Origin of the sequence: Hymenobacter qilianensis (assembly GCF_014638675.1) — a bacterium.
GTDB classification, from domain to species: domain Bacteria; phylum Bacteroidota; class Bacteroidia; order Cytophagales; family Hymenobacteraceae; genus Hymenobacter; species Hymenobacter qilianensis.
The window spans coordinates 386,410-412,970 of the sequence record NZ_BMFN01000001.1 but is presented as its reverse complement, the minus strand read 5'-3'; the positions used below and the strand labels follow the sequence as shown (position 1 = coordinate 412,970).

The 26,561-nt window shown below is 54.8% G+C and carries 25 protein-coding genes; 12 read left to right on the top strand and 13 right to left on the bottom strand.

Going from position 1 to position 26,561, the window contains the following annotated elements; all coding sequences use genetic code 11:
- Positions 1–181: 181 nt before the first annotated feature.
- Together IEW06_RS01665 and IEW06_RS01660 are read right to left on the bottom strand one after the other, a co-directional pair.
- The gene (locus IEW06_RS01665; protein ID WP_187731060.1) at positions 182–769 is read right to left on the bottom strand and encodes a T9SS type A sorting domain-containing protein; all 588 of its coding nucleotides are present in this window, start codon (positions 767–769) and stop codon (positions 182–184) included.
- A gap of 286 nt (positions 770–1,055) precedes the next feature.
- Positions 1,056–1,832, bottom strand: a complete 777-nt coding sequence (locus IEW06_RS01660) for a biotin--[acetyl-CoA-carboxylase] ligase (RefSeq protein WP_308421974.1) — start codon at positions 1,830–1,832, stop codon at positions 1,056–1,058.
- Between the two features lie 44 nt (positions 1,833–1,876).
- Between IEW06_RS01660 and rsfS the strand changes: the two genes are divergently transcribed.
- Both rsfS and ftsH read left to right on the top strand, forming a co-directional pair.
- The gene (rsfS, locus tag IEW06_RS01655; RefSeq protein WP_187309983.1) at positions 1,877–2,287 is read left to right on the top strand and encodes a ribosome silencing factor; all 411 of its coding nucleotides are present in this window, start codon (positions 1,877–1,879) and stop codon (positions 2,285–2,287) included.
- 47 nt (positions 2,288–2,334) lie between these two features.
- Positions 2,335–4,443: an ATP-dependent zinc metalloprotease FtsH gene (ftsH, locus tag IEW06_RS01650; protein WP_187309984.1), complete on the top strand. Its 2,109-nt coding sequence runs from the start codon at positions 2,335–2,337 to the stop codon at positions 4,441–4,443.
- Positions 4,444–4,514: 71 nt separating this feature from the next.
- On the opposite strand, the gene IEW06_RS01645 is transcribed toward ftsH, so the two are convergent.
- Both IEW06_RS01645 and IEW06_RS01640 read right to left on the bottom strand, forming a co-directional pair.
- The gene (locus IEW06_RS01645) at positions 4,515–5,600 is read right to left on the bottom strand and encodes a hypothetical protein (protein ID WP_187731061.1); all 1,086 of its coding nucleotides are present in this window, start codon (positions 5,598–5,600) and stop codon (positions 4,515–4,517) included.
- A 117-nt stretch (positions 5,601–5,717) separates the two neighbouring features.
- A complete protein-coding gene (locus tag IEW06_RS01640; protein ID WP_188547287.1) occupies positions 5,718–6,701 on the bottom strand; it encodes a sulfatase-like hydrolase/transferase in 984 nt (327 codons plus the stop codon).
- A 159-nt stretch (positions 6,702–6,860) separates the two neighbouring features.
- On the opposite strand from IEW06_RS01640, the gene IEW06_RS01635 reads away from it, so the two are divergent.
- The 5 genes from IEW06_RS01635 (at position 6,861) to IEW06_RS01615 (ending at position 13,531) form a co-directional block, all read left to right on the top strand.
- Positions 6,861–7,514: a LutC/YkgG family protein gene (locus IEW06_RS01635; protein WP_188547285.1), complete on the top strand. Its 654-nt coding sequence runs from the start codon at positions 6,861–6,863 to the stop codon at positions 7,512–7,514.
- Positions 7,489–8,271 carry a UDP-2,3-diacylglucosamine diphosphatase gene (locus tag IEW06_RS01630; protein WP_187731062.1) on the top strand — a complete coding sequence of 261 codons (783 nt, stop codon included), beginning with the start codon at positions 7,489–7,491 and terminating at the stop codon, positions 8,269–8,271. Before IEW06_RS01635 ends, IEW06_RS01630 begins: the two co-directional genes overlap by 26 nt.
- Complete coding sequence (locus IEW06_RS01625) at positions 8,231–9,190, top strand: NHL repeat-containing protein (protein WP_187731063.1); 960 nt, start codon at positions 8,231–8,233, stop codon at positions 9,188–9,190. The genes IEW06_RS01630 and IEW06_RS01625 overlap by 41 nt, the downstream gene beginning before the upstream one ends.
- A 314-nt stretch (positions 9,191–9,504) precedes the next feature.
- Entirely contained in the window at positions 9,505–10,665 is a 1,161-nt protein-coding gene (locus IEW06_RS01620) for a zinc-dependent alcohol dehydrogenase (RefSeq protein WP_187731064.1), read from the top strand.
- 394 nt (positions 10,666–11,059) lie between these two features.
- Complete coding sequence (locus IEW06_RS01615; RefSeq protein ID WP_188547283.1) at positions 11,060–13,531, top strand: S8 family serine peptidase; 2,472 nt, start codon at positions 11,060–11,062, stop codon at positions 13,529–13,531.
- A gap of 139 nt (positions 13,532–13,670) precedes the next feature.
- Here the strand turns inward: IEW06_RS01615 and IEW06_RS01610 are convergent, their stop codons facing one another.
- Positions 13,671–14,483, bottom strand: a complete 813-nt coding sequence (locus IEW06_RS01610) for a M57 family metalloprotease (protein ID WP_187731067.1) — start codon at positions 14,481–14,483, stop codon at positions 13,671–13,673.
- A 967-nt stretch (positions 14,484–15,450) separates the two neighbouring features.
- Here IEW06_RS01610 and IEW06_RS01605 point away from each other — a divergent pair.
- Both IEW06_RS01605 and IEW06_RS01600 read left to right on the top strand, forming a co-directional pair.
- Positions 15,451–17,046 (top strand): PSP1 domain-containing protein, encoded by a 1,596-nt coding sequence (locus tag IEW06_RS01605; RefSeq protein ID WP_223284370.1) that lies wholly within the window; start codon positions 15,451–15,453, stop codon positions 17,044–17,046.
- Positions 17,047–17,048: 2 nt separating this feature from the next.
- The gene (locus IEW06_RS01600; protein WP_187731069.1) at positions 17,049–17,528 is read left to right on the top strand and encodes a gliding motility lipoprotein GldH; all 480 of its coding nucleotides are present in this window, start codon (positions 17,049–17,051) and stop codon (positions 17,526–17,528) included.
- A gap of 188 nt (positions 17,529–17,716) precedes the next feature.
- Here the strand turns inward: IEW06_RS01600 and IEW06_RS01595 are convergent, their stop codons facing one another.
- Positions 17,717–17,911, bottom strand: coding sequence for a cold-shock protein (locus IEW06_RS01595; protein WP_084446316.1), 195 nt, complete (start codon positions 17,909–17,911; stop codon positions 17,717–17,719).
- 217 nt (positions 17,912–18,128) lie between these two features.
- The gene (locus tag IEW06_RS01590) at positions 18,129–18,320 is read right to left on the bottom strand and encodes a cold-shock protein (protein WP_133271788.1); all 192 of its coding nucleotides are present in this window, start codon (positions 18,318–18,320) and stop codon (positions 18,129–18,131) included.
- A 287-nt stretch (positions 18,321–18,607) separates the two neighbouring features.
- Here IEW06_RS01590 and IEW06_RS01585 point away from each other — a divergent pair, with 287 nt between their 5' ends.
- Positions 18,608–18,832, top strand: a complete 225-nt coding sequence (locus IEW06_RS01585) for a hypothetical protein (RefSeq protein WP_187731070.1) — start codon at positions 18,608–18,610, stop codon at positions 18,830–18,832.
- 60 nt (positions 18,833–18,892) lie between these two features.
- Positions 18,893–19,999: a hypothetical protein gene (locus IEW06_RS01580; protein ID WP_187731071.1), complete on the top strand. Its 1,107-nt coding sequence runs from the start codon at positions 18,893–18,895 to the stop codon at positions 19,997–19,999.
- Positions 20,000–20,100: 101 nt separating this feature from the next.
- Here the strand turns inward: IEW06_RS01580 and IEW06_RS01575 are convergent, their stop codons facing one another.
- The 3 genes from IEW06_RS01575 to IEW06_RS01565 all read right to left on the bottom strand — a co-directional run bounded on the left by IEW06_RS01575 (position 20,101) and on the right by IEW06_RS01565 (position 23,176).
- Entirely contained in the window at positions 20,101–20,985 is an 885-nt protein-coding gene (locus tag IEW06_RS01575; RefSeq protein WP_187731072.1) for an SDR family oxidoreductase, read from the bottom strand.
- Positions 20,986–21,071: 86 nt separating this feature from the next.
- Positions 21,072–21,941 carry a hypothetical protein gene (locus tag IEW06_RS01570; RefSeq protein WP_187731073.1) on the bottom strand — a complete coding sequence of 290 codons (870 nt, stop codon included), beginning with the start codon at positions 21,939–21,941 and terminating at the stop codon, positions 21,072–21,074.
- 239 nt (positions 21,942–22,180) lie between these two features.
- Positions 22,181–23,176 (bottom strand): ComEA family DNA-binding protein, encoded by a 996-nt coding sequence (locus tag IEW06_RS01565; RefSeq protein ID WP_187731074.1) that lies wholly within the window; start codon positions 23,174–23,176, stop codon positions 22,181–22,183.
- 237 nt (positions 23,177–23,413) lie between these two features.
- Here IEW06_RS01565 and IEW06_RS01560 point away from each other — a divergent pair, with 237 nt between their 5' ends.
- Complete coding sequence (locus tag IEW06_RS01560) at positions 23,414–24,004, top strand: DinB family protein (protein WP_187731075.1); 591 nt, start codon at positions 23,414–23,416, stop codon at positions 24,002–24,004.
- A 21-nt stretch (positions 24,005–24,025) separates the two neighbouring features.
- On the opposite strand, the gene IEW06_RS01555 is transcribed toward IEW06_RS01560, so the two are convergent.
- The 3 genes from IEW06_RS01555 to IEW06_RS01545 form a co-directional block, all read right to left on the bottom strand.
- On the bottom strand, positions 24,026–24,787 hold the full coding sequence (locus IEW06_RS01555) for a fatty acid desaturase family protein (protein ID WP_187731076.1): 762 nt from the start codon (positions 24,785–24,787) through the stop codon (positions 24,026–24,028).
- Positions 24,788–24,859: 72 nt separating this feature from the next.
- A complete protein-coding gene (locus IEW06_RS01550) occupies positions 24,860–25,540 on the bottom strand; it encodes a DUF4166 domain-containing protein (RefSeq protein WP_188547281.1) in 681 nt (226 codons plus the stop codon).
- Positions 25,541–25,593: 53 nt separating this feature from the next.
- Positions 25,594–26,511: a DoxX-like family protein gene (locus IEW06_RS01545; protein WP_187731077.1), complete on the bottom strand. Its 918-nt coding sequence runs from the start codon at positions 26,509–26,511 to the stop codon at positions 25,594–25,596.
- Between the last annotated feature and the right edge of the window lie 50 nt (positions 26,512–26,561).

Below are 26,561 nucleotides of genomic sequence, written 5' to 3'. Positions count from 1 at the left end.
GGCCAAAAGTAGATAATAAATCCGGCGGTACCGCAGATTTGCCCCCCAGTTCGTTTCTGATCCGTTTTTGACGCATAAAAAAAGCAGCCGATGGGTTCGGCTGCTTTTTAGGATGTGTGAAGTGATATAAAAGAACGTCATACAGCGTACGGCATGACGACCAATTGTAAGATTGCCTAGCTTAATTCTGCAATACCAAACGCTTCGTGCTTACCACTTTGTCGTTTACGAGCAGACTGTAGAAGTACATGCCGGCTGGCAGGTCAGAGAGGTTCATGGCAATACCGGTGCTTGCCAAGTCGGGGCGGAGCGTCAGCGTACGCACTTCGCGGCCGATGATATTGCTGAGGCGGAACTTGTAGTCGGGGCCTGGGGCCTGCGAAAGGCTGACCACTACCATCCCACGTGCTGGATTAGGATATACGCTTAGCGTTGGAACGTTAACTCGTGCTTCCTGCACAGGCGCTGGCGCATTGCCGGAATTTGCGGCCGCCTGACCTTTAAGACTCGAGAATGGGCTGCGGAACGCAAAAATGGTTGGCGCAGGTACGTTGCTGAAAGGCGTATTCCGAAAAGTATTAGTAGAAAATTCTGTGCGCAGCGGAGTGGTCAGGCGGCTTGAGCGGCTGCCCAGCCCCATCTGATATTGTTGCGGGGCGTCATCACTTATCGGTGGCGGGTATTGGGGCGGATGCACCGTAGTGGCAACCGCCGAAAGCTGCGCCAGAAACAGCGTCAGCACTAATAATAAACGAGTAGAGATGATCATGGTGGTTGGCTCAAGTAAACTTGGTGCCGGGAGGCAACCAAGTAGATGTCGTAGTGTATTTAAGAAGCTTCTGGGCTTTATGCCGCCTAGTAAAACAAGCACCGTGCCTGCTTAAAAGGCGCCTATTAGCTCAGCAAATAGATACTTCCTTAGATGCAAAGGTTGCAAGAAGGTTTATTGTCCCATTAATTTATTTGAATGTACTTAAAAAATAAGATGTCACTATGTATTATAGATTAACAGCCAGTTTATCTAGACGAAAACCGTGCTTTTATCGACTTTGAATTTATTTCGATTGAAGATTAGGCAAGTATTTTATCTGTTGTAAACCGAAGGCCCGCTGTTGTCCAGCTATTTCCACAAGCAGCTGTCCGGCTTCATCTACACCTTGAATTCGGCCTGTTAGTGGTTGTCCGTCAACTTCATAAAGGCGAGGCTCCTGGTAGCGGTACAGCACCTGCAGATAAGCTCTGTGCAAAGCTGCAACCTGCCCGGCCCGTAGCTGCAAATAGCGTTTCTCCAGGCACTCCAGCAGCCGATTAGCCAGCGCGGGCAGTGCATATTGCCTGCCCGTAAGACCAGCCAAAGACGTAGCTGTAGGCACTGCAAATTCGCGCTGGTTTATATTTAAGCCAATACCTGCTATACTAGATTGAATTTTAGGGCCGCTTAGGGTGTTTTCAATTAAAATGCCCCCCAGCTTTTGCTCGCCGAAGAAAATATCGTTTGGCCACTTCACCCGAAGCGCGGGGTCGGGGCCGAGCAGACCACTAGCCCAGTCGTACACGGCTAGGGCTACGGCCTGACTAAGCTGAAACTGATCGGGGACGGCTAAGAACGTGGGGCGCCAGACGACCGACATCGTCAGGTTTTCGCCGGGCTGGGCTTCCCAGCGGTTGCCACGTTGGCCGCGGCCGGCGGTCTGTTTGTCGGTAATGACCACGCAGCCGTCGGTGGCGCGGTTTTGGCCAATTAAGCGCTGTGCCTCCGTGTTTGTAGAGGCACATTCGGGCAACCAGATTAGCTGTTGGCCCGTGAAGAGGGTTTGGGGGGAAATAACCACCGCCTGATTTTCTTACTTTGTGATTTCAAACCTAACAATACCCTATGAAAAGTACCCTGGTTCGGCAAGATTCGGACAGTTTGGCAGATGTAGTCGTGCGCGGCATGCAGGAGAAAAAGGCAGTTGACATTGTAGTGCTAAACCTTAAGGAACTTAAGAACGCCGTTGCCGATTACTTCGTTATCTGCTCCGCTTCCTCCGACACCCAGCTTGATGCCATTGCCCGCTCAGTAGAAGAAGAAGTAGAAAAGATAACTGGTCAGAATCCTTGGCAAACCGAAGGACGGACCAACCGTGAGTGGGTTCTGCTGGACTACGTAGATGTAGTAGTGCACGTTTTTCTGCGCGACCGTCGTCAGTTCTACGCTCTGGAAGAGCTGTGGGGCGATGCGGATATAAAGTATTTAGAGGAGGAAAACGTCTCTGTTCCTAACACAGTGGGACCGAACAAATAGCGCAGGCGGCGTGTTCCGCCTTTGTCTTTCCCTGACATATCTCATTCATGCCTAATACAACACCCAAAAAGAAAAAGCCCATGCTACCGACGCCCACGCCGCGGCCGAGCATGCAGCTTTTGGTGCTGGGCGGGTTGGTATTGTTCATCTTCGCGATGTTCTATTTCAACCGCAGCAACTCTACCGTTGACATCAACCAGCAGAAGTTTGAACAAATGCTGCTTGCCGGTGACGTGCGCGACGTAACACTCGTGAACGACCGGGCCGTAGAGGTGACGCTGAAGCCGGAAGCCGCCAAAAGCGCTAAATACAACGATGAGTTGTCCCGCCGCGGACCGCTCACCCTCGAGCAAGGCCCACAGTTTGCCTTCCGGGTTGTGGATGGTAAAACCTTTAAAGAAGACCTTGATAAGATTCAGGCTAATCTGCCGCGCGAGCAGCAAGTAGGTCTGAATATCGACCAGCGCCAGGATGGCTACGGCTTACTGTCGAGCTGGGGTTTAATTATCCTTCTGATGGTTGGTTTCTGGTTCCTGATGCGTCGCATGAGCGGGGCAGGCGGACCTGGGGGGCAAATTTTCAACATCGGCAAGTCACGTGCAGCTCTCTTTGAGGGTGGCGACAAGGTGAAGATCACCTTTAAGGACGTGGCCGGTTTGGAAGAAGCCAAAGAGGAAGTAGAGGAAATCGTAGAGTTCTTGAGGAACCCGTCGAAATTCACTGTTCTGGGGGGCAAAATTCCGAAAGGCGCATTGCTTGTAGGCCCTCCCGGTACGGGTAAAACTCTCATGGCAAAAGCCGTAGCCGGTGAAGCCGACGTGCCTTTCTTCTCGCTGTCGGGTTCCGACTTCGTAGAGATGTTCGTGGGTGTAGGTGCTGCTCGCGTACGTGACTTGTTTAAGCAAGCCAAAGCTAAAGCTCCTTGTATCATCTTCATCGACGAGATTGACGCCATTGGTCGTAGCCGCAGCAGCGGAAAGATGCCCGGTGGCAACGATGAGCGTGAGAACACACTGAACTCGCTGCTGGTAGAAATGGATGGCTTCGGAACTGATTCCGGCGTTATCATCCTCGCAGCCACTAACCGCCCCGACACGCTTGACTCCGCTTTGCTGCGTCCCGGTCGTTTCGACCGTCAGATCAGCATTGACAAGCCCGATATTAATGGCCGCACCCAGATTTTCCAGGTGCATTTGAAGCCCTTGACCTTGGGTCCGGATGTGGATGCTCGTAAGCTTGCTGCGCAAACGCCTGGTTTTGCCGGCGCTGAAATAGCTAACGTCTGCAACGAAGCCGCCCTTATTGCCGCTCGCCGCGACAAGAAGATGGTAACGATGCAGGACTTCACTGATGCCGTTGACCGCGTGATTGGCGGTTTGGAGAAGAAGAACAAGATCATTTCGCCCAACGAAAAGCGCATTGTTGCTTACCACGAAGCTGGCCACGCCATTGCTGGCTGGTTCCTGGAGCACGCCGATCCGTTAGTGAAAGTGAGTATTGTACCGCGTGGCGTGGCTGCATTGGGTTACGCTCAATACCTTCCGCGCGAGCAGTTCTTATATAACACGGAGCAGCTCACCGACGAGATGTGCATGGCCCTTGGTGGTCGTGCCGCTGAGGATTTAGTGTTCGGCAAAATATCGACTGGTGCCCTCAGTGACTTGGAGCGTATTACCAAGATGGCCTACAGCATCGTGACCATGTATGGTATGAACGAGAAGCTGGGCAACATTTCCTTCTATGATTCGAAGGGGCAGAATGAGTATGGTTTCAGCAAGCCGTATTCTGAGGCTACTTCCCAGATGATTGACGAGGAAGTACGCACCATCATCTCCGATGCTTATGAGCGCACGAAAGCGCTGCTCACCGACCGTCGCCATGAGTTGGAAATTGTAGCTAAAGAGTTGCTGGAAAAGGAAGTACTGCTGCAAGACGACTTAGAGCGTCTGGTAGGCAAACGTCCTTACGACACCCAGACCAGCTACCAGGCACATATGGCTGGCACCGACCGTAGCGAAACCCTGAGCGAGCGTAAAAATGAGCACCCTATTCCGCTCAGCGACGACCTGCCCGAAAGCAACCTGCCCGGCCTGGATTATGGCCCGGATGGGAGCAACGAAGGCCGTCAGGATACGCCTGTAGGAACCACATTATAAGAATGAGCAAATACAAAAAAGCCCCCCAGATGTGTATCTGGGGGGCTTTTTGCGTCTAATTTCGAAAGGGATTACTCTAATCCTTTGACATTCGTGTACCGTTGGCCATTCCTGATTCCAGCACGCACAATGCTACGCTCAAAGTCTTTGGCGTTATTCAGCGTCTTATAAAAATCATCCAGATACCTGGTAGCGAACAGCTTCTCCTCCTGGTCTAGATAAGGACACGACAGATAAACATTATAAATAGCCGGTCTTCGGCTGTTAAACAGCTTAATAGCCTCTGCATACGTCTCCGGCGGAAAGTCGTAGCCCCGAAAAAGGCGCTGCCGCACCGACGTGATGCCAAGCTGCTCAGGAGGCACGGCGTATGGCGCCATCACGATACCACTGTAATCAAAATCATAAGCCACCGCGACGGGCTTTACCTGCTGATTTATGCTCAGCATGCGGATGTTGTGCCGGTAAGGCACCGACCAGTCCGTATTGCCTATCATATATTGAAAGAGCGCGAGCGTGGCCATGTCTTTCTGATTCATGTGTTCCATGCCGATGAAAAACTGCTTTGGAACCAGAGTCGCATCGTTGCGCGCGGCCATGGCTTTCGCCTCTTCCAGGAAGAAAGCGTAATGCACGTCGGCTCTGCCTTTACGTGCGTTATCCTTATAGGTGATACGGCAAAGTCTTACCCGAAAGCTCTTGTCGGTCAGTAGATTGTAGACCTTGTACACCAAATACTCCCGCAGCGTATAGGTGTCGCTCAGGCAATGCGTGATGAGTTTCAGCTCTTTTACCTGACCGAAAGGCGAACCCAATATGTCTGGCGGAAAGCTCACCAGCAATGGCGGAAAGCCACACACCGTAGGGTCTTTGCGCCGGTTTCCACGCACCTTCACCTGTACTGCCGTCGTTTTCAGGGCAGCCGCCGTGTCCCGATACGTAAGCAAAGCCGGATGAAAGCCAGGAGTAGGTCCGCGGTCCTTCAAAATATTCTGTAAGGGCAGCGCGAGCGTGAGTTCTACTATATCGTCTCGGGCAAAGAAGGGGTTTTCGCTGGCAGCAGCAGATACCTTTTCCTGATTACCGGCCGGTGCAGTTTGTGGCTGGTAATGCAGCAGGCTAAGGCTTGCTATAACCGATAAAATCCAGGCTATCACAGCGAAATGCCATCTTATAGCGAAGAAGAAGAAGCTGAATGGTGTGCCGAATGAAGTCGCAACTAGCTGTGCAGCAATTGCTTTTTTGTGTCGGAATACTCTGAATATAGCTGATTATCAGCGTTTAAACAAGCCTTGAATTACTTTTCCCTGGCTTTGTTCCAGAGGAAATCCTAGTAGATAAGCCACCGTAGACGGCACATCCGTTAGAGTGTATGTCTCGGTTAGCGTGCGGCCTCGCTTAAAGTCTGGCCCTAGGGCAAGCAAACTAATATGTCGGCACCCTTCGCAGTCATCTCCGTGGTCCACGAATCCTCCGTCGATACCATCGAGATGGCGGCCGTGGTCGTTGGTGATGAGTAGAGTCGTGGTGTTTCGGTATGCTCTGTTTTTTTGCAAAAAATCGTACAACTCGCCTACGTATTTATCATCGCGTGTAATACCTCGGAGGTAATTCTCCCAGTTAGCAGCGTGCGCGAAGCCATCGGGCTCCATAAAGTTGATAAGCACCAAGTTAGGCTTGTGCTGGGTCAGAATTCGCTTTGCGGCTACCAATGTCAGCGAATCGGCGCGGTAGCCGCTACCGGGGCCACTTATGCCGCAGTCGACGGAGGGCTGAAACTGGTCTTTCCATTCTGGGTTCAGGGTATTAGCTAATATGTGCAGCTTGTCTTTGCTGGTAATGAGCCAGGCCGCGGTGGCCGGTTTGCCGGTAGCTTTGCGCCAAACCTGAAATATGGAGGGCTGCTGCGGCAACTCCGCCTCAAAGTTGTCGATGGGCTGATTGATGCCCGTAGTGAGAGCCGTGTGGCCGGAGTTGGTGTAAGTGAAGCCGTTGTTGTAGAAGTTGGAAAAGAATACGCCGCGCGGCTTCAGTCGCGTCGCCATCTGAGGAATTATGCCGGGCGTGGCGCCCCAGGTTTCGGAATACCGGGGGCCGTCGATGACGACGATGATGACGTTTTTGGTGCGCAGGCCTTTCTTGGCGGGCGGGGGGGCAAATGAGAAGAGGAGCAGCGCCCAAAAGAAAATAATATACCGCCGCCAGGTGCTGCCGGCTACAAAAGGGCTTCGTGGTGCACGCTTGATAAGGAGAGCCATGGCGTTTGCCTGAATAAGGAGCGTTTTTGCTTTCGATAATTCGGGGTAGGAAATTGAGTGTAGAGGCTATATAACTGGTAATCAATATATAAAATAATCGTCATTTGTCCAATATAGAATGCGGCGTTGCTTGGTTTGACTCTGCTACCTTTGCCTGTCATGTCTGAAACCTCCCGCGACCGTATGCTGCGCCGCATCCGTGAGGCGCTGCTGCAACCGGCGCCCCAGCCGGCTGCCCCCGATTTTTCCGCTCCGCTGCACCCTCCCCTGACCGATGATCTGGCTATTCACTTTGCTCAGAGCTTTGCCAGGGTCGGGGGGGCTTTTTATTACTGTGAGTCCGAAGAACACTTTTTCGATCAGCTTTTCGTCTACAAAAAAGACAAGCAGCTGAACAACCTCTTCGTTTGGGAGCCGGAGTTGAAAAAGATGCTGCACGAAGGTGGCGTGGCGTTTAGCGGCGACGAAGCCGACTTTATCAAAAAAGCAGACGCGGGCCTTACCACCTGCGAAGCACTGGTGGCCCGCACGGGCAGCATCCTGGTAAGTGCCGCTTCGGCCGCCGGCCGCCGCCTGAGCATTTACCCTGATCAGCACCTGGTGCTGGCTCGCACGTCTCAGATTGTGCCCGACATCGGCGACGCGCTGGGGGTGGTGACCAAGCGCTACGGCGACCGGCTGCCTTCCATGATTTCGCTGACTACAGGCCCCAGCCGCACGGCTGATATTGAAAAAACGTTGGTGCTCGGGGCGCATGGTCCGCGCAGCCTCGTGTTGTTTTTGTTGGATGACGCCCCCCTTGCAACTACCTGACCTCGCGCTGCCGGCCGGCCGCAAGGTGTACTTCGCCTCCGACTTTCATCTCGGCGCCCCCGACGCCGCCAGCTCCGCCGCGCGCGAGCGCCGTATCGTGCGCTGGCTCGACACGGTGGCTCAGGACGCGGGGGCCATTTATCTGCTGGGCGACATCTTTGACTTCTGGTTTGAGTATCGCCATGCCGTGCCGCGTGGTTTTATCCGTTTGCAGGGCAAGCTGGCCGAGCTCACCGACGCGGGTCTGCCCGTCACCTTCTTCACCGGCAACCACGATATGTGGATGTTCGATTATTTTACCAAGGAGCTGAACATCCCCATTCTGCGCCACCCGGTAAGCCAGCGCATTGGCAATCAGCTGTTTCATATCGGACACGGCGACGGGCTTGGGCCCAAGGATCACACGTATAAAGTGCTCAAGCGCGTATTCGCTAGTCCCGTATCACAGTGGTTGTTTGCGCGTCTGCATCCGAATTTCGGAATCGGGTTGGCCAATAAATGGAGCCGCCGCAGCCGAATCCAGAACGCAGCCGCCGATGAAAAGTATTTTGGCGAAGACGAGTGGCTGCTGGTGTACTGCCGCGAAATAGAGCAGCGCCACCACCACGACTACTATGTTTTTGGCCACCGCCACCTGCCGCTCGATGTGCCCGTAGCGCCCGGCAGCCGCTATCTTAACCTAGGCGAGTGGGTCAATTATTGCTCTTATGCCGTGTATGACGGACACAATCTGGCCTTGCAACATTTTGAGCAGTAAGCGCTTGCTGGGGGGCAAATTTCTGGCTTTGCTCGCCGTATTACTGCTGACCACCTCTTTGCAGGCCCAGACCACAGCGCCTCGCGCGGGCTCCATTGTGCCGCCTTCCCGCACCGCCCCCGACTCGGTGAACAAAGGCAACATTGCCCCCCAGAGCACAGCCGCTTCTGCTGCCAACGGCTGGACGCTGGTTCGCACGATTAATCTGCGCCAGCCCGGCGCGGCTTCTTTGGATCGGCGCGGCAACCTGTATGTAGCTGATGGTCAGAATAATATTCATCAGTACGGTCCCGACGGTCAGCCGCTGAACGTGTACTCGCCGCCTCTGCCGGGTCACACCGCTCAGCTAGAAGCCTGGAACGTGTCCAAAATCATGGCTTTTTACGACGACCGTCAGGAAATACGCCTGCTCGATCGATTTTTGGCCCCTATCACCCAAATTCGCCTCGGCGACTATTTCGATGGCCTCGTTCGGGTGGCAACGCTAGCTCCCGATGATAAGCTCTGGTTGCTCGACGAAAGCGACCTGACGCTACGTCAGTTCGACCCCACGATCCAGCGTTTCGGCCAGACCACGCCCCTAGATCTGATTATCGGCCGCAGCAAGCCCGACTTCCGCTTCCTGCGGCAGTATCAGAACAACCTCTATTTGGTAGACCGCACCAGCGGCATCTTCGTGTTCGATAACCTGGGTAACTACCGCAAGAAGCTGCCCTTCAGCGGCTTAAGCGCGTTAGGCTTTCGTGGTGATGAGCTGTATTATCTGGCGGATGGGGTACTGCACTTCTTTCAACTCTATACGCTGGCCGAACGTAGGCAGACGCTACCAAAAGTAGAAGGTGGTACGAGCCAAGTGTTAGTAGGAGAAGGGTTTGCGTACCTTCTGACACCAACCGCTGTGTTGGTGTATAAGCTTTAAATCAAAGTTTTAGGGGGCAAATTCACAGGTCGTAGAGACGCAATATTTTGCGTCTGATGGTTGAACGACCGGCACCGCGCGCTTCTGCCCAAACAATGACCGCGACGATTAAGACGCGAACCGAGGGCAAAGCCAATACGCGTCTCAATGACCTTTCAGCCCTTGTGCTGAAAGGTTTTTTTGTGTCGTTTCCCGACGTTCACATATTCCTGTTGGAGCAACCTCAACGGCAGCCTGCCCGTTAAGCCTTCTAATACTCAGGCGCTTGCTGGCGCTTTCTGCTCTACTTATTTTTCCAACCAAACCCTATCACTATGAAAGCACTCGTGTATCACGGAATGAAAGATGTTCGCGTTGACAACGTGGAGGATCCCGAAATCGAAGACGCCCGCGACGCTATTATCCGCGTGACCAGTACCGCCATTTGTGGCTCTGACCTTCATATTTATAATGGCGGCATTCCCCAGCCCCGACCCATGGTTCTCGGCCACGAGTTTATGGGTATTGTAGAGGAAGTGGGCAAAGGCGTCGGCAACCTCAAGCGCGGCGACCGGGTAGTAGTGCCCTTCCCGATAGCGTGCGGTACCTGCTTCTTCTGTAATCACGAGCTGCCCGGCCACTGCGAGAATTCTAACCCCGATCATTATGGCCCCGAAGGCGGCGTAGCTACCGAAAAAGGCGGCGCTTTATTTGGCTACACCGATCTGTACGGTGGCTACAATGGTGGACAAGCCGAGTACGTGCGCGTGCCCTACGCCGATTTTGGCCCCCGGGTCATTCCCGATAGCCTGACTGATGAGCAGGCGCTATTTCTGACGGACATTTTCCCCACTGGCTATTCCGGTATTGACTGGGGCGAAGTGAAAGGCGGCGAGTTCGTGGTGATTTTTGGAGCTGGTCCGGTAGGTATTATGGCCGCCAAGTCGGCGTGGCTGCGTGGCGCGGCCCGCGTGCTGATTGTCGATCCGCTGGAATACCGCTTGGATAAAGCTCAGCAAACTGCCCACTGCGAAGCCCTCGTATGGCACGATCACAAGCAGGTGGTAGAAGTTATTCGCGAGCTGACGCAGGGCCGTGGGGCCGACGTGTGTGTGGAGGCCGTAGGCTTTGAGCCCGTACGTAACCTTGCCGACCGCGCGAAGGCTGTTATCAACTTTGAAAAAGGATCAATGAAAGTGCTGGAAGCGTGCATGAGCGGCGTACGCCGGGGTGGCATCGTGACCGTGCTGGGCGTCTATGGCTCGCCCTACGATAACTTTCCCCTGCATCAGTTCTTCGATAAGGGCATTACCCTTCGTGGAGGCCAAGCCCCGGCCCACAAGCACATCGATAAGCTACTCAAATACGTGGTCGACGGCAAAGTGCAACTCGATGATATCATCACCCATACGCTGCCGCTAAGCCAAGCAGCACACGGCTACGACATCTTCCGCAACAAGAAAGACAATTGTGTGAAGGTGGTGCTCAAACCATAACTGAGTACACTGTTTTCTCTCATAAAAGAAGCGCCCATCACTTGTGATGGGCGCTTCTTTTATGAAGGTAGGATCCTGCAAAAATCGGGTTTAGCAGGCAAGTAGAACGCTACAGTGTCGGCAGGATTCTACTTATATTTGGTCAAGGACATTAACCTTAAATCGGGCTGGGCCCGCAGCCAATCTATACGTTCAGTGCATGGGTAAAAACTACGAATCTAGCACGAACAGATTGGCAAGAAAAAGTGGGCTGTGGCTGTTGTGGCTATTGTATCTGCCTGGCATAAGCTGGGCGCAGGACCGCTTAGAGACTAGGTCTGCTCAGCAGTCAAAGTTAGCACCGCCGCTCAGGGATGCTGCGGCGCGGTCGGCTACTAAATCTTACCGCGTAAGCGTGCAGTCGGCCGCTGAGTTTCGCGCCTGGATGCACCAGGAAATGCCGTCTGTACGTGTGAGTCTGCATGCTGCGTCTGGCGGCGCTTATACGCTGAGTGGCGTAAATGCCACCTACTTAACCAGGTTACTTGCTTGCCCCTGGGTGACTTTCGTGGATGTGCCCAGCCGCCAAGCCCGCGAAGAACGCCCCCTGGACAACTCCGACTTAACCACCAATACCATCGCCCCGCTGCATGCTCGCTTTCCTGGCCTGACCGGGCTGGGCATGTTGGTATCGGTGAAGGAAAGGCCCTTTGATCCGGCTGACATTGATTTTCGGGGTAGAGTTGTGGCAGCAGAAGCAAGCGCGCAGGCAACATCGGCGCACGCTACAGCTATGGCTACGCTTATTGCGGGCGGTGGCAACTCAGCTCCATCCGGGAAAGGGGCCGCTTGGCAGGCCCGGCTAATCACCGCCGACTTTAGTGAGCTGATGCCGGATGATGGGGCACGATTAACCCAAACGGGGGTATCGGTTCAAAACCATTCGTACGGCGTCGCTATCGAGAACTACTATGGTCTGGAAACGCGTGCTTACGATGCGCATGCCACGCAGTTTTCGCAGTTGGTACACATCTTTTCCTCCGGCAATGATGGCGACAAAACCAGCCCCAGCGGGCGCTATGCCGGCTTAGCGGGAGTAGCCAACCTAACCGGGCAGTTCAAGATGTCGAAGAACACCCTGAGCGTGGGGGCCACTGATGGTCGCGGAAACGTGGTGCCGCTTAGCTCGCGTGGCCCGGCATACGATGGGCGCGTGAAGCCAGAGTTGGTAGCCTACGGCGCCGATGGCTCTTCCGATGCGGCCGCTTTAGTTTCGGGCATAAGTTTGCTGGTGCAGCAAGCCGGCAAAGAGCAGCTGGGGGGCATTTTGCCCCCCGCGTCGCTCGTAAAGGCGGTGCTGCTTAATAGCGCCAACGACACGGGTCGTCCGGCCATAGATTTTGAAAGCGGGTATGGGCAGGCCGACGCGCTGGGAGCAGTACAAACAATCCGCGAACGGCGCTTTTACACAAGCTCAGCCACGCAGAACACGGAGCGCGTATTCACGGTCATGGTGCCGGCTGGCAGCCCTGAACTGAAAATTACGCTGGCCTGGCACGATCCCGCCGCTGCCCCCAACGCAACGCAGGCTCTCATCAATGACCTCGATTTAGAGCTGCTTCGGCCCGCTACCAAGCAGCGGTGGAAACCGTGGGTATTGAGCCATTATCCTCGTCAGGATTCATTGGCTCTGCCCGCCCGCCGCCGCGCTGACCGCCTCAACAACGTAGAACAAATTACGGTAGCGGCACCAGCTGTGGGCGTGTATGAACTGCACGTACGGGGCTATTCGGTCCCCCAGGGACCGCAGGCCTTCAGCATTGCGTATGAGTTTGGTGAAACCGGTTTCGCTTGGCTTAATCCGCTTGTAGGCTCAATATTTACTCCAAGCGCCGCTCAGGAATTGCGCTGGCATTGGGCGGGCGCCGCCACCACAGCCCGCCTCGAATACCAGCCAGAAGGCAGTTCCAGTTGGCAGGTGATTCATCCGGGCTTCGAACTGAAAAGCGGATTTAGTACCTGGACTGTACCCAACATCGCCACGGCCGCTCAGCTGCGAATGGTAACACCAACCAGAACTTACCTTTCCGAAACGTTTGCCATTCATTCGCCTTTGAGCTTGCAGGTAGGGTATGCGTGTCCGGATGAAGCGCTGCTGCATTGGCCGGCTGTGCCCGGCGCTACCGAATACCAGCTTTACGGACTAAGTGCCACCAGACTGGAGCCCCTGCGCCGGATCCGGGATACGGTAGCGGTTCTGTCGGCAGCCGAGCTGCCGTTGCGGTATTTCGCCGTGGCGCCAGTGCTGGGGGGCAAAATGGGGGAGCGGAGCCCTAGTATAGAATACAGCCAGCAGGGTACGGGCTGCTATGTGCGCTCTTTCATTCCGCGCCAGGCCGTTACGGATACCGTGTTGCTGGACCTTGAAATTGGTACCGCTTATGGCTTAACGAGCCTGGAGCTGGAGCGCCAAGCCCCCGATGGCAGCTACGAAACTATACAGACCCTCGCGCCTGTGCAGGACTTACAGTTTGCCCTTACCGATCCGACGCCATATTCCGGCCTAAACCACTACCGCATCCGGCTGAACACGGCTGGGGGGCAAATTTTCTATAGCTCAATCGAAGCTGTACAGTATGCACGTACCGGGCAACTGCTGGCTTACCCCAATCCGGTGCAGGCGGGCGAACCGCTCCAACTCATTACGGGTACTACTGGCTCAATTCAAATTCAGCTCTATGACCTGCTGGGGCGCTTGGTGCGCGAAGCCACCGCTACCGGCACCATCAACCCACTTGATACCAGCGGTCTGCGCAGCGGTACCTACCTCGTGCGGGTAACACCCGAAAGCGGTCCTCAGATTACGCAGCGCATCCTGGTGCTCTAAAAGCCCGGTAACGGCAATGACCATGAAGGCAAAAAGCCCCGACTCCACTGGAGTCGGGGCTTTTTGTTGGCATCCGTTCAAGATACGTTTACTGATTGATGCGTACGGGCATCGATGCTAAGCCAGGGGGTGGGACCGGCTAGTACAGGTAGCGAAGCGCCGTACGGTCGTTGGTGTTGAAGTAGCGGTTAGCACCGGTGCCAATGCAAGCCAGCATCCACGAGTTTGGGTCAGCGCCGCTTGGAGTGCCGGGAATAAGAATAGCGCCTACCGTGCTGGCTCCTTCGTTGGTGTACTGACCACCGCAGCTATAGCTCCGATCCATGTAGTCGGTGTGGCGGAAACCGATGCAGTGACCAACTTCGTGGGCCAGAATAGTAGCCAGGTAGTTTGTATTAGGGCTAGAGCCAATAGCGCCCACGTTTACCTGTACGCGGTTGTAAGCGTTGCCACCCGATGGGAAGCCAGCGGAAGCCAGGTAAGTAGAGCCGCTAGGCGCAGCAGTCATCAGGATGCCATAGTTAGACGATACGCGCTGGAAGCGAATCAGCAAGCCCTCTGCATTATAACGACGAATGGCTTCATCGACGGCTGCTACATACGTGGAAGGCAAGCTGGTAGAAACGGCGATGCCAATCGTGCGGCCCGAGCCAACGCTCACCAGGTTGCTGGTGCGATACTGCTCTTCTTCGCCCACACGCAGCATTTTGTAATCGGGCTTGCTGTTCAGATCAGCTTCTGAGAGCAGAATATCGCCCTCTACCAGGTAGCCGTCTTCTACGCGCTTGGCATTCTGGGTGCTGAGGCCCAGATCCTGGATTTTGGATTTAACTTCTGCTGAAATTTCATCTTTAGCAACTACTTGGTTACCATCTTCTTTTTGGCAAGAAGAAAGGGCGAGTACCGAGCAGGCAAGCAGGGTAAGCGAAGAGAGGTAATTTTGGATTTTCATACAGAACTGATTTGATTTTGGGTGAAAATGGGTGGGAAAATGAACGGAGGCGGTATGCGGGAAATGTTCTAAAAATTCAAAAAAGACAGATTGTGACTTTGCACAGAAACTCCCGGCTGCTTTCCGCAAGCGAAAAAACACGTTTTAAAGCCAGAAAATAGATAGCCAGGTAGCCTAGTGAAGGCTATAGCCAGGAAAGCAGTATGACCAAACAGTGCTTAAGCAACTGCTATTAGCGTCATACAAGCAGGAAAAGCGGGAATGGGAGGCACTGGGGGGCGAAGTTGGCCTTCGCGCCAAAGGGCGAGGTTCACTTGTAGCCTAAGTGGCAAGCAAGATGAACATACAATGTGCGGGCGGCTCGGCCGAACTGAGGCAAAGCGTTGAGCAGGAGTGATAAGTAAAAGTGGGCCCATAGTACACCGTGTATCGGACGAGGAGTTTCGTGCGATGGTACTGTTGCCGGAAAGGTGTGGGGTAGAGGGGGCGGGGAGAATCAGAATAATCTAATTCTGGGTGTTTGTACGAATATATATAAATAAGGTGATGCTTTTAATAAAGAAAATTTGAAAATAATCACTGTAATATCATATGTGTCTGATAATCTGTAAGATTATTTTATAAAAAAAGTGTTAAAAGTATAAAAGCCCTTGTCTTCAATCAGGGTTTAGCAGAGTAAATAGTAAACTTTGATTTTTAGAGGTATAAGCTGAGCAGTAGTCCGACGACTTTTACCTGTCTTAGCCTATCATTTATTGGCTGCCGTCTGGAGCAAAGTGGACATTTCTTCTGATTGATAGGAATGATATGGAACTCTAGTTGTTAGGGGCATTGATAGCAGATAGGTTATTTTCTTCTGGATTGAGCCTGCTCATAGGTCCGGAAGCACGCCTTCTAAATGACTATCTTTGTTCATAATGGTTTTCGTGCGGATTTTATTGCCGCCTCACTATATATACTTCAAGCCGTGGCTTGCACTTCATGTTCCTCCGGTGGGGGCTGTTCTACAACTGCTAAGGGCTGCGGCTCAAAAGGCAGCTGTAGCTCTGGCTGTACCCGCCTCAACGTATTCGACTGGCTTCAGGACGTAGCCCTGCCCAGCGACTTTAAAGAGTTCGACATTGTGGAAATCCGCTTTAAAGGCGGCCGCAAAGAATTCTACCGCAATAAAACCCGCTTGCCTTTGGTAACCGGCGACGCCGTTGTAGTAGAAGCTGCCGGCAACGGCTGGCATCTGGGCCATGTGTCGCTGAAAGGCGAGTTGGTGCGCCTGCAAATGCGCAAGAAAAAGGCTGAGGCAGAAGCCAAAGACATGCGCAACATTCTGCGGGTAGCTACCGAGCAGGACGAGGAGCGCTGGCAAGCCGTGCGCGACCTCGAAACGGGCACCATGTTCCGAGCGCGCTCGGTAGTGGAAGAGCTGCGCCTCAAAATGAAGCTGTCGGATGTGGAGTACCAGGCCGACCGCACCCGCGCGACTTTCTTCTACTCCGCCGAAGACCGCGTCGATTTCCGCGACCTGATTCGTCGCCTAGCTGACGAGTTTCGTGTGCGCGTTGATATGCGCCAGATTTCGCTGCGCCACGAGGCTGGCCGTCTGGGGGGCATTGGCTCCTGCGGCCGCGAGCTGTGCTGCTCTACCTGGCTCACCGATTTTAAGAGTGTGAGTACGACGGCGGCCCGCTACCAGAACCTGAGCTTAAACCCCGCCAAGCTTTCGGGCCAATGCGGACGCCTCAAGTGCTGCCTGAACTACGAACTCGATACCTACCTCGACGCTCTCAAAGATATTCCGCAGGTGCAGCGCCCCTTGCTGACGGAAAAAGGGGAGGCGTTTTTGCAAAAGACGGACATATTCAAAAAAAGAATGTGGTTTGCTCTGCGCGGGGACAATAACTGGGTGATGCTAGACGCAGAGCGCGTGCGCGAAATTCAGGATATGAATAAGCGCGGCGAAAAGCCCGAAAACTTACTGCCACCCGTTCGGGAGGAGGAGCGCGCGCCTGAGGTTTCGGCCCACGTGGAAGGTAACCTCGACCGCCTCGACGACAAGATAAAAGGCGGTAAGCGCCCCAAGCGTCGGAAAAAGAAAGAAGGTGCGGAAGCAAGTGCCCCTGTTGCTGCGCCCGCCCGCACCGCCGTTTCCAAATCGGATCCTGACGCTTCCAGCGGCATTGAAGTGCCCGCAGCTGCTCCCTCCGACGAGGCTCGTCGGCCTAGAGGAGCCGCCGCCCGGCCTCTCAATCGGCGCAATAATCGCTCTCGTTCCGAAGGCGGCCGCTCAAGCGAACCACGCGCCGACAACAAGCGCCCAGAGGCTACTCCCCGGCCCGAAGGCAGCGTTGCCGCGCCGCGCCCCCCGCGTGGCGAAAATCGCCCCCCACGCGAAGGAAACGGACGCCCTGCCGGTGATGCTCCCAATCGCGACGCTCAGGCTAATCGGGAGGCTAGTACCAACCGTACCGGCCGCGAAAATCGCCCCCCACGACGCGGCCCGCGTCCGCCACGCCCAGGCGGTGGCGAAGGCAATACCGGTACATCTGCTACGCCCTCAGCTTCTTAAGTATGTGTTTGTTACTCCGACTGTGGCCGGTGCTCTCTTTATTACTGCTGGCTGCCTGCGACCAGAATCAAGTATTTGAGAAGAATGCCGACTTCGACAGCTATACCTGGACTGTACAGGAAAAGCCTGCGTTCGAGTTTGAAATTCAAGACACTACCCAGCGTTACAACATTAGCTTTAATGTCCGCAACGCTTCCATGTACGGCTATTATAATCTGTATGTGAAGCACCAGCTATTCGGGCCCGATGGCAAACCGATATCAGCGCTGCTACACCAGATGATTCTTATGGACCCCCAAACGGGCGAACCTCGCGGCAAAGGAACCGGTGATATTTATGATCATCAGTTTGTGGCGCTGCGCAACCAGCAGTTTCGGCAACCCGGCACGTATAAAATCGTGCTCGAGCAGTACATGCGCCAAGACCAGCTGCCCGGCATCATGGCTGTAGGAGTGCGTGTAGCCAAGGCGGAAAATAAGTAAGCCTACAATTGCTAATAAAAAAGCCCCCCAGAATATTCTGGGGGGCTTTTTTATTAGCAATTCAGAAAGCTATGACACAATAGTTATGATTAGCAAGGATTCAACTAGTAGAAGCAAGCCACAAAAAAATCCCGTCTCAGCAAGAGCTAAGACGGGATTCAGAGTGCAGCGTTAGCTGTCCGAAAGGACTATTGTACGATGCGCACGTTTACGGCATTCAGGCCTTTTTTGCCTTGCTGAACCTCAAACTCTACGCGGTCAGTATCGCGGACGGGCTGCATAAGGCCGGTAGCGTGAACGAAGATATCTTCGCCGCCGCCGTCGGGGGTGATGAAGCCAAATCCTTTGGTTTCATTGAAAAATTTTACGATACCGGTGCTCATAATAAAAAAATGTGGTGAAGAATGGGGTAAAGATAGCGTTAATTCCGGTTTGTAGAAGTTAAGCTCCCTCATATCATCATTAGGGAGCTTAAAAAGCGTTTCAAAACAGGAGCTAACCTATTTGCAGGGCGTTTTTAAACGATGAAAAGCGAGAAAAAAATAATTGCTTCGGCCTCAATAAGAAAGAACTATGTGGTTGAAAGCAACTGAGGTGACACTAGATGCGCTCAACCTTCACCGCGTTCAAGCCTTTCTTACCTTCAATTATATCAAATGATACCCGATCATTTTCGCGAATTTCGTGAATCAGGCCCGTCTGGTGCACGAATATTTCCTGATTGTCCTCGTCCTGAACAATAAAGCCGAAGCCTTTCGACTCATTAAAAAATTTTACTTTGCCCGTTTTCATTGACTGATACTAACTAGGGTTGTAGGTTAAATAGTTACCAAAATTAAAGCTATTTTCTGATCACTGTCACTAGTTGAGTTGAGAAATAGCCGGGAAAGCGGAGCTTTAAAAGCCTGTTTGGGGAGTATAGGGCTACTAATACAGGGGAGCGATGACTGCTTTTATCACGCCATATGGTAGCGGTAGCGGGTTTTACTGCCTGTTCGCTCGAATCAACTCTGTGCTAGCGGGCGCGTATAGTTATTAGTAGCATCGCCCTTGTTTTTTCATCTTAAATAGTCTGCCCCATGAAAAACGAACCTAGAAATCAGAACGAGAATACGACTCCTGAAGGCCTTTATACTGATTCGCACGCCGCTGCATCGAGCGAATCGTTGGCTGCCTCGGAAATGAGTGTAGGGAAAGGCGCCGTAACGGGCGAAGAAGGGAAGGAAGAAAACAAAGAAGCCAACCCCTTAGTAATGGGGCAAAACCCCGATAGAGAACGGCTTTCGGGAAACCGGTCCAACTAAACTGCCAAGAAAGCGGGGCGCTGACCTCAACAACTCAACGCCTCTTGCTACCAGAGAATTATGGAAAACGAACAGCCCGAACAAAACGCTAAACTTGATCCTGAAGCAGGTAATCCGCTGGCGAATAGCCGCACGCAGCCCGAAACGCCGGGTATGACGGGGCATTCGTCGGCCGGGGCACCGCTCCCCAAAACGGCCCCTGCTGCGGCAGCTAACCCGGAGGATATAAATGATCAGCCTGCCATAGCATTACCCAACCCATACATTGACCTCGCCAACGACCCGACCATTGAGGTACCGTATGGCGGTAATTTTGGCAATAGCACCCAGCCCATTTTTCACGATGAGGATAGACTGGAGAATCAATTGAGCGGTCCGGGCCGTGGCGAATTTGGCCCCCAGGATGCTGGCTCAACGCAAGGCGGCTACGGCGACCAGTACCGCGCCGACGAAGTGTACGGAGGAAAATTAGGTGTTCAGCAAGCCACCAGAGGAGGCTACGAAGGTGGAAAGCCAGAAAATAATACGGCCCCAACGGCCGGGCAGTATTCAAGCGCCCCCCAGCCGGATCGTCCGGAGGGCAGCACTTTTGGCACTGAACCTGGCACGCCCCTGAGTGGCACGACGGTGGATAGTCATTACGAGAACGATAATGACTCGCCCCGAAGTGGAACTGGGTATAGCGAGGATTATGGGCGCACCTCATTAGGAGGTAAGTCAACAGCCGGTGCCAATTTGCCCCCCAACCAACGAAATCAAACCGAAGATTACCTGCCTTCGCAGGAAGGCCACGATAGTGATGGCTTAGCTTACCAGCCAGTAGCTACCGAGCCGCGCACTACCGAACTAGGTGGCCGCGATGAGCCCGGCCCGACAGGTGAGCCTGATTCGTCCACGACCAGCGGGGGCTCTGCTTCCCGCACAGGGTACGTAGAGTCGGATGGGGAGCGTAGTGAGAGCGGAGATGCGGCGGAAGGTATTGGGTCGCGTGGGGGATCTTATAATGACGTCAACGCTAACAAGAACACCGGCGGCGCATCGGCAGAAGAAACTATTCGTGCCGAGGATAACGAAGCTCCAGTGCCGCCGCGCGCCAATGAAACCAGCGACTACGGAACTACGCCCCGTCGCAATGCCGGCCGCGACAACGACACAGACCGACAGTAAAGCCCTCTGGCATTGCTTAATAGTTCTGTCAACAAAAAAGCCCCCCAGACAATTCTGGGGGGCTTTTTTGCGACTGTTTAAGGGTTGACAGTAAATGGCGTTTAAGACGCCGGATGAAAACAGTGTTGGTTGTCGTGGGCAAACTGCTCTATTGTGTGGGGTGCGTGGCCCGTGAGCTCTTGCATGGTGGACGTGGTATCGGCGGCATAGCCGGCCCGGCTGATGGCGTGCAGCTCCAGCAACGCATCTGTCAACCAGGCGGGTAGCTGCTGAGCCATTGCCTGTCGGGCGGCGGCTTCGGGCACATCCACATACTCCACTGCCCGGCCACAAGCCTTACTGATAGCCTGCGCTATTTCCTGCCCGCTGACAGCCGCCGGTCCGGTCAGGGTATAAGCTTTGCCCTGATGCTGCTTGATGTCAGCCGTCAGGATGGTGGCAGCTACGGCGGCAATGTCGCGCACATCGATATAAGCGACTTTTGCTTCTCCCAGCGGCAAATAGAACTTGCCCTCGCGCCGAATGGAAGGGCCGTATTGCTCCACGAAGTTCTGCATAAAGCCACCCGGGCGTAAGATGCAGTAGGCCAGACCACTTTGCTCCAGGTACTTTTCTACTTCGCGATGCCAGCGCCCAAATTGGGTGCCCGGCTCGGCCTCGGCCCCAATTACCGACAACCGCACAATCTGGCGTACGCCTGCCTGCTTGGCAATATCAATGAATTGCTTGCTGATAGCCACCTGATCCTCGGTGACGGGCGTAATCATAAATACCCGACCCACGCCAGTTAGCGCAACGTGCAGCGATTCAGGCTTATGAAAATCCATCTCGACCAGCTGCACGCCGGAGGTAATATGGCTAAATCGGTCGCCCTTAATAATAGAGTGCACACCGGCGCGCACCGTCACGCCACGATTGGCCAGGGCCAAAACCAGCTCCGAGCCCACGGTGCCCGTTGCGCCAGTAACCAGAATTGTATGCGACATTTGGTAGGTGTTGAGGAGTGAAGATGAAAGAGCAGATAGGAATACATGAATAACTTAAGCGTACTGATTCCGGCGCTCAGCGGTTATTATTTCTTCTGAAAGGCAGCCCGGAAGAGTTTTCCCTTCTCATTGCTGATTAGAAAGTCGTGGTCATTGATAAAAACAATGGCTTCGGCCTGCCCGGTTTGCGGAAGCGGCAAGCAGCTTTTGTCCCCGTCAAAAAGCCTGGCGCCTGCTTTCCGCTCAATCAGGTAAGCGTAGCCGTAACCCAGCAAGGCCACGGTGCGACCGTCGGGGCTGATGTCGGCGGCGGTAATCCAGGTATTGGTTTGCATGCTGTCTGCCAGGCGGGCGGTGTAGGTGCCGGGGCGCGCCGGCAGGACATAATACTTGACCCAGTTGCCCTCACCGCGGTTTTTGGTGAATAAGTGCAGGCTGTCCTGATAAAAGAAAACAGCTTCACAGTCGAAGTTGCGGGCAACTTTTTTGGGTGGAAACTGGCGCTGGTCGGGATACTCAAACCGAATCGTATCAACCTCCCGCAGCTCAGGGCCGCCCAGACGATAAATGGCCAGGTTGCGGCGCTTATTCTGGTTGTTGCCAAAGTCGCCGATGTAGAGGTTGCCTTCTTCATCCCGCGTCAAATCCTCCCAATCGATGTTGGTGAGCGGCGTCAGATCCACCTCCTGCAACCGGTCGCCCTGCATGGTCACTTTGTAGAGTTTGGCGGTGTTGCCGCCGTCGCCGTGGGTCCAGAGGTCGCCTTCGTCGTTGGCGATTTCCAGGCCGGAGCTTTCCACTACTTTGTCTTTTTGCAAGCGGCCCACCTGCTTCACCTGGTACGTCTGGCTCACCCGGTCGAAGTCGCCGCGCCCTTTGTCGTTGGCGCAGCCGCAAAGCACCGTGTGAAAAAAAATAAGAAGGGGGAAAAGCTTGTCGCGTAGCAATAAGGCCATGAGATAGGGAGTTAGCAAAGTGCTGAGCGTGGTGCGGCCGAACTATTACTATCCGGCGTTGGCCATCCATACGAAAGGCAAACCCGAATGGGCGAACCAGGGCGCAAAAGGTCGCAAACTTGACCTAGCCTATACGCTCCGAGCGGCAGGGACCTTCAACTCTTACAGAAATAGTTAATGTACAAAGCCCCCCAGCCACTTTCTGATGGCCCGGCGCGGCGAAGCACGACCTGTAAAAGCTAGAACCGCAGGTAAGGCTGAAGCTTTTCAAACGTCGCGTCGTCGAGGATGCGGATTTTGCGCAGATCGGTGGCTTGCTGATAGGGGCCGTGCTGCTGCCGGTAGGCTACCAGCACCCGGCCCAGGCGCAAACCCACGTACGGATGGTCTTTTAGCTCGGCCAGCGTGGCATTGTTTACATCAATGGGCATAGGAGCAAAGCTGGCCGCGACGAACGTGTACTTGCGCAGGCTGTCCACGAGGTCGGGGGGCAAATTATAGATTTCACCCAACTGTTCTTCCCGCGAAAAGCCCCCCAGCCGCGCCCGATAAGCCACCACCCGGCTCGACAGTCCCCGCCCGATACCCCGAATCTGCATGAGCTGGGTGGTATCGGCCGCGTTCAGATCGAAGGGCGCGAGGTGGGTGGGCTTGCGCGGAAATTTGCTGGCTGGAAACGCGGAAGTGCGCTCTGGGTAGCGGCTTTTAGTACCGGCATAAGTGGCGCGGGCGGGCAGCTCATCTGGCAGCTGCATGAAAGGCGCAAAGCGAGCGTACACCGAATCGGGGAGGCCATACGTACGCCGGATCTGCGCTTTAGCTTTGAAGCCCTGAATAACATCGCGATACTTCACCATGCGCTGGGCTACGTAGCGCGGCACTCCGCGCGCCTCCCAATCCGTTGCCGATAAGGCGTTGGGGTCGAATGGGGAGAGGGCTACCTGCGCTACGGGCGGCTGGGGGGCTTTTCGGCGCGGGTAGCGGCTGGCGTAGGTGCGCGGCTGACGGGCAGCGGCCAGGTCTGCGGCTAGCGCATCAAGCTGCTGCTGATCGGTGGTGGGGTCGTAATGGGGAAGGGCCGGCTGAAGCAGCGGCGGTAATACCAGCCAAAACACGAGCAGTAGCAATAGCACTACAAACCCGGACGTCTCGCGGCGCGAGAATCCAAAATACCGCCGTACCGCGTCGCGCAGGGCTAGATGCGGGGCTTTGCGGGGACGCTGATGCTTAAGCACGAAGAAGGTAGAATATAACTAAAAATTGATGCTAGCTACGCACGTAATTACTTTTTGCATTTGCATAAATCAAGCCTCAAAGCAGCTGTAGCCCAATTAATTTCCGATCAGCTAAGCTAAAACAGTTGAATTGTATAGTAAATGAGACTGTGCAGCACGGTCTAAAAATTGGCGAAAACCGCTGTAGCCCGTATCATTACATATTCGTTTTTCGTTCTGCTGCTCACACCTCCACCTATGCCTTCCGCCGTCGTTCGTACTCCTGAGTTTTTTGATCAGCTCGCCGCCGCCGTACGCTCGGCCCGGGAGGTGGTGACGCAGCGGCTACGGCATCTGAGCGAAGATCAGCTCAATCGGCGCCCTTCGCCGGATACCTGGAGCGTAGGGCAGTGTCTGGAGCATCTTACCATCGTGGGCGGCCATCATCTGCCGGCAGTAGTTCGCAAGGTTAAGGCTGCGAGCGAGCGTGGAACTAAGCCAGCCGACACCGTAAAGTCAGGTTTTGTGGGCCGGCGGCTTGTGCAAGCCATGCGTACGCCAGTTAGCCAAAAAGCCCTCAAAACGCCCCAGCGCTACGCACCCAGCGGCAGCCGCCTGCCCCGTACGGTAGTGGAAGTATTTGGCCGCCAGCTCGACGAGCTATTAAATCTTATTGATCAGGCGCGCACTATAAACGCCAACCGTGTGCGCATTCCCAACCCGCTGATTCCGCTGCTCCAATTGCGCCTCACCGATGAGTTTGCTTTTCTGGTGGCGCACATAGAGCGACACATGGCGCAAGTAGAGCGCGTATTGCAAGCCACCAAGCGTCCACAGGACGAAGCATAAGCCAAGCCCGCCGAGTAGCAATTAGTGATGATGGTCGTGCTCCGGTGGCGCGGGTAACTCCGCAGCCGCCCGGGGCAACAGCGCCGTCGGTACGCGCGGATAATGGTGGTGCACATGGTGAAACGCGAACGAAGCGACCACCGGCGTCCATATCTGCGCTAAAGCGGCTGCGGCCCGCGCCGCCGGGTTCTGAGCAGCCAAATGATGCGGAATATACGAGGCCCAGATCGGCATAGTGGCGCTCATAAAGAAGGCCACGCCCCAGTACACCAGCCCAACGAATGAGCCTGTAAAACCATAGAGCCCTACAAATGCTACCAATAAAGCCACCGTATAGCCCGTCTCGAGTAGCTGCTTGCGGCGGGTGTGGGGGGCAATTTTCCACGACTCGCGGCGCAATGTCAGAATATGGTAGGGGCCCTGCCACAGCACCCGCGAAAATCGCCAGTTGGCGGGCGCGCCTTCAGGGTCATCCTCGCTCAGGCAGCGTCCGTGGTGTCGTAAGTGCGTCACCTGCATCGCGTGGCCGCTTTTCAGAATAAGCAAGGCACTAAGCACCAAGATCCGCTCATTCGCCGCTTTGGACAACCCCAAGGCATTGTGCATGGCATCATGCATCTGCACGAAAGCCGCCAGGCACACTGCTACGGCCAGCGGCACCGCCACCCACCACCAGCCAGCCAAAGCGGCAACTACATACAACCCGACGAGTACCCAGGGCCGGGCCAGCTCAATGCGGCGCTGCGAGTCGGTGAGTTGGAGGTGAGCGGCTATTTTGCTCATGTTAATTGATAGTTAAATTAGAAGTGATAGTAAGCAGCAGACTCCACTGGATATGTTGCTGAAACGGTCACTTCATTCCCGTTTTTCCTCCCGCCGGGGCAAGGCGTATGCCGGAATCTGTTCGGGGGGCAATTCTTGCCAGCGGGGCTGAAAAGAGCCGTGGTAGCCAAATAGCTTTCCAAATGTGGGGTTGCGCACCTCCACCTTAATGCGGTAGCACGCGGCGGCATCATCATACCATTCCTCTACATCGGCCAGCCCGGAGAATAACATGGGAAAGCGAAACCTGAACGGGCCTTCATAAAAGCGCTGCTCGCCGGAGCGCAGCCGCAGCCCGCCCCGCTCCGATACCGATAAGTCAATGTCCACGGCCAAGTGCTGGTGGGTGCCCAGATAGTCGACAATGCAGTTGCGCCCCGTGCTGCGAACCATAGTTGCGTCGAAGCAGCGGGTGTGCTTTGGAAAAGCAAAGCGCCTAATCCAGGACACGGTTTCGCGGCCGAATGAGTCGCGGTAGGCGTAGTTTTCAATACGAAAAGGCACATTCACGCCCGCATCCGGAAACATGATATGCCGCAACAGCCCAATGCGCAGAAAAGGCTGGGTGTACACCGGGCCGTGCCAAACGCGCTCCATCGTGCCCTCCCCAATAAACGCGCGGTGGTCGGTGCTGGCAAACGCCAGCCGTTCCTGCATACGCGGATGTAGCTTGGTAAACTCGCTACCTAATTGTTGCTGATAAATAGAAGCCATACGGCGAGGAATAAGGAGTAACAGGAGGAGCGATTAGCGTTCAGATCTATAGCTTAAGAAGGCAGTGGTGGCTGGCGCAGGCAATTGCGGGCGCTCGGCAAGTCATCGAGGCTAAGCAGCCCGATAGCAGCCAGCACCAGCATTGAAGCGTTGAGCGTAACGGGGTTAAAAGGCGCCACGAAAATGGCCGGCTGGCTAAAAATGGCCCCCATGCCTAGCACCAGCAGTCCTACCATATTCAGCCAATACACAGGCCGCAGCAAGTGAGTAGGCAGCAGCCAAAACAATAAGCCAAACAGAATTTCGCCTACACCTACCGCACTTGCCGTGTAGCGGGCGGCCTCGGGCGTGAAGCCCGCGCCTTGCAGAATGCTCAACTCGCCGGTGTCGGGGTAAAGCAGCTTGGGCACCACTCCCTGGTAAATCCAGCAGAAGCCCAGCACCAGCCGCACCAGTAGCTGCGTGAGCGCCAGCCGGATAGAAGCGCTCGGCTTGATTCCTTTTTCCAGCCAAAGCCGCAGGCAATCAAAGCTCCAGGCCGTAGCCCAGCCCATGAGCGGCCGAAACACGAAGCGGTCGAGCAGGCGGCCGGGAGCACCAAAGCGGGTTTGGTAATCGTAGCCAGTGAGAAAGCGCAATCCGTCAGTCGTCGGAATGTATTTCCAGTAGCCCGCCCCGGTGTGAATCAGCGAAAGCCACTCATCAGACCAAAACTTAAGCACCGACGTACGCTCCCCATTTTTCTCCTTGGTGCCCACGCTTTCGCCCCGACCTGCAACGCCTAGTCCGAAGCCAATGCGCGTCGCATACAGGAATTGTTGGGGCTCGGAAGCAACCGGCCGGGGCAGGTAGCGAATCTCGGTAAAGCGCAAATCCCATTGCTGGTGCAAATCGGGTTGCTGAGTGTGATCCCAGAGCGCCTCCATGGGGCAGCGAATCAGGGATTCAACGTAAATAGGCGGATTTTTCAAGAGCGCAAGCCGGGTAGCGAACGGCCCAAGAAAGGTAGGCGAAGAGCAGC

What these genes read in the sequence shown, in the direction of transcription:
- IEW06_RS01665 (WP_187731060.1), bottom strand. Translation starts at nt 769, where the DNA reads ATGATCATCTCTACTCGTTTATTATTAGTGCTGACGCTGTTTCTGGCG.
- rsfS (WP_187309983.1), top strand. Translation starts at nt 1,877, where the DNA reads ATGAAAAGTACCCTGGTTCGGCAAGATTCGGACAGTTTGGCAGATGTA.
- ftsH (WP_187309984.1), top strand. Translation starts at nt 2,335, where the DNA reads ATGCCTAATACAACACCCAAAAAGAAAAAGCCCATGCTACCGACGCCC.
- IEW06_RS01640 (WP_188547287.1), bottom strand. Translation starts at nt 6,701, where the DNA reads ATGGCTCTCCTTATCAAGCGTGCACCACGAAGCCCTTTTGTAGCCGGC.
- IEW06_RS01635 (WP_188547285.1), top strand. Translation starts at nt 6,861, where the DNA reads ATGTCTGAAACCTCCCGCGACCGTATGCTGCGCCGCATCCGTGAGGCG.
- IEW06_RS01630 (WP_187731062.1), top strand. Translation starts at nt 7,489, where the DNA reads ATGACGCCCCCCTTGCAACTACCTGACCTCGCGCTGCCGGCCGGCCGC.
- IEW06_RS01625 (WP_187731063.1), top strand. Translation starts at nt 8,231, where the DNA reads ATGACGGACACAATCTGGCCTTGCAACATTTTGAGCAGTAAGCGCTTG.
- IEW06_RS01620 (WP_187731064.1), top strand. Translation starts at nt 9,505, where the DNA reads ATGAAAGCACTCGTGTATCACGGAATGAAAGATGTTCGCGTTGACAAC.
- IEW06_RS01610 (WP_187731067.1), bottom strand. Translation starts at nt 14,483, where the DNA reads ATGAAAATCCAAAATTACCTCTCTTCGCTTACCCTGCTTGCCTGCTCG.
- IEW06_RS01600 (WP_187731069.1), top strand. Translation starts at nt 17,049, where the DNA reads ATGTGTTTGTTACTCCGACTGTGGCCGGTGCTCTCTTTATTACTGCTG.
- IEW06_RS01595 (WP_084446316.1), bottom strand. Translation starts at nt 17,911, where the DNA reads ATGAGCACCGGTATCGTAAAATTTTTCAATGAAACCAAAGGATTTGGC.
- IEW06_RS01590 (WP_133271788.1), bottom strand. Translation starts at nt 18,320, where the DNA reads ATGAAAACGGGCAAAGTAAAATTTTTTAATGAGTCGAAAGGCTTCGGC.
- IEW06_RS01585 (WP_187731070.1), top strand. Translation starts at nt 18,608, where the DNA reads ATGAAAAACGAACCTAGAAATCAGAACGAGAATACGACTCCTGAAGGC.
- IEW06_RS01580 (WP_187731071.1), top strand. Translation starts at nt 18,893, where the DNA reads ATGGAAAACGAACAGCCCGAACAAAACGCTAAACTTGATCCTGAAGCA.
- IEW06_RS01575 (WP_187731072.1), bottom strand. Translation starts at nt 20,985, where the DNA reads ATGTCGCATACAATTCTGGTTACTGGCGCAACGGGCACCGTGGGCTCG.
- IEW06_RS01570 (WP_187731073.1), bottom strand. Translation starts at nt 21,941, where the DNA reads ATGGCCTTATTGCTACGCGACAAGCTTTTCCCCCTTCTTATTTTTTTT.
- IEW06_RS01560 (WP_187731075.1), top strand. Translation starts at nt 23,414, where the DNA reads ATGCCTTCCGCCGTCGTTCGTACTCCTGAGTTTTTTGATCAGCTCGCC.
- IEW06_RS01555 (WP_187731076.1), bottom strand. Translation starts at nt 24,787, where the DNA reads ATGAGCAAAATAGCCGCTCACCTCCAACTCACCGACTCGCAGCGCCGC.
- IEW06_RS01550 (WP_188547281.1), bottom strand. Translation starts at nt 25,540, where the DNA reads ATGGCTTCTATTTATCAGCAACAATTAGGTAGCGAGTTTACCAAGCTA.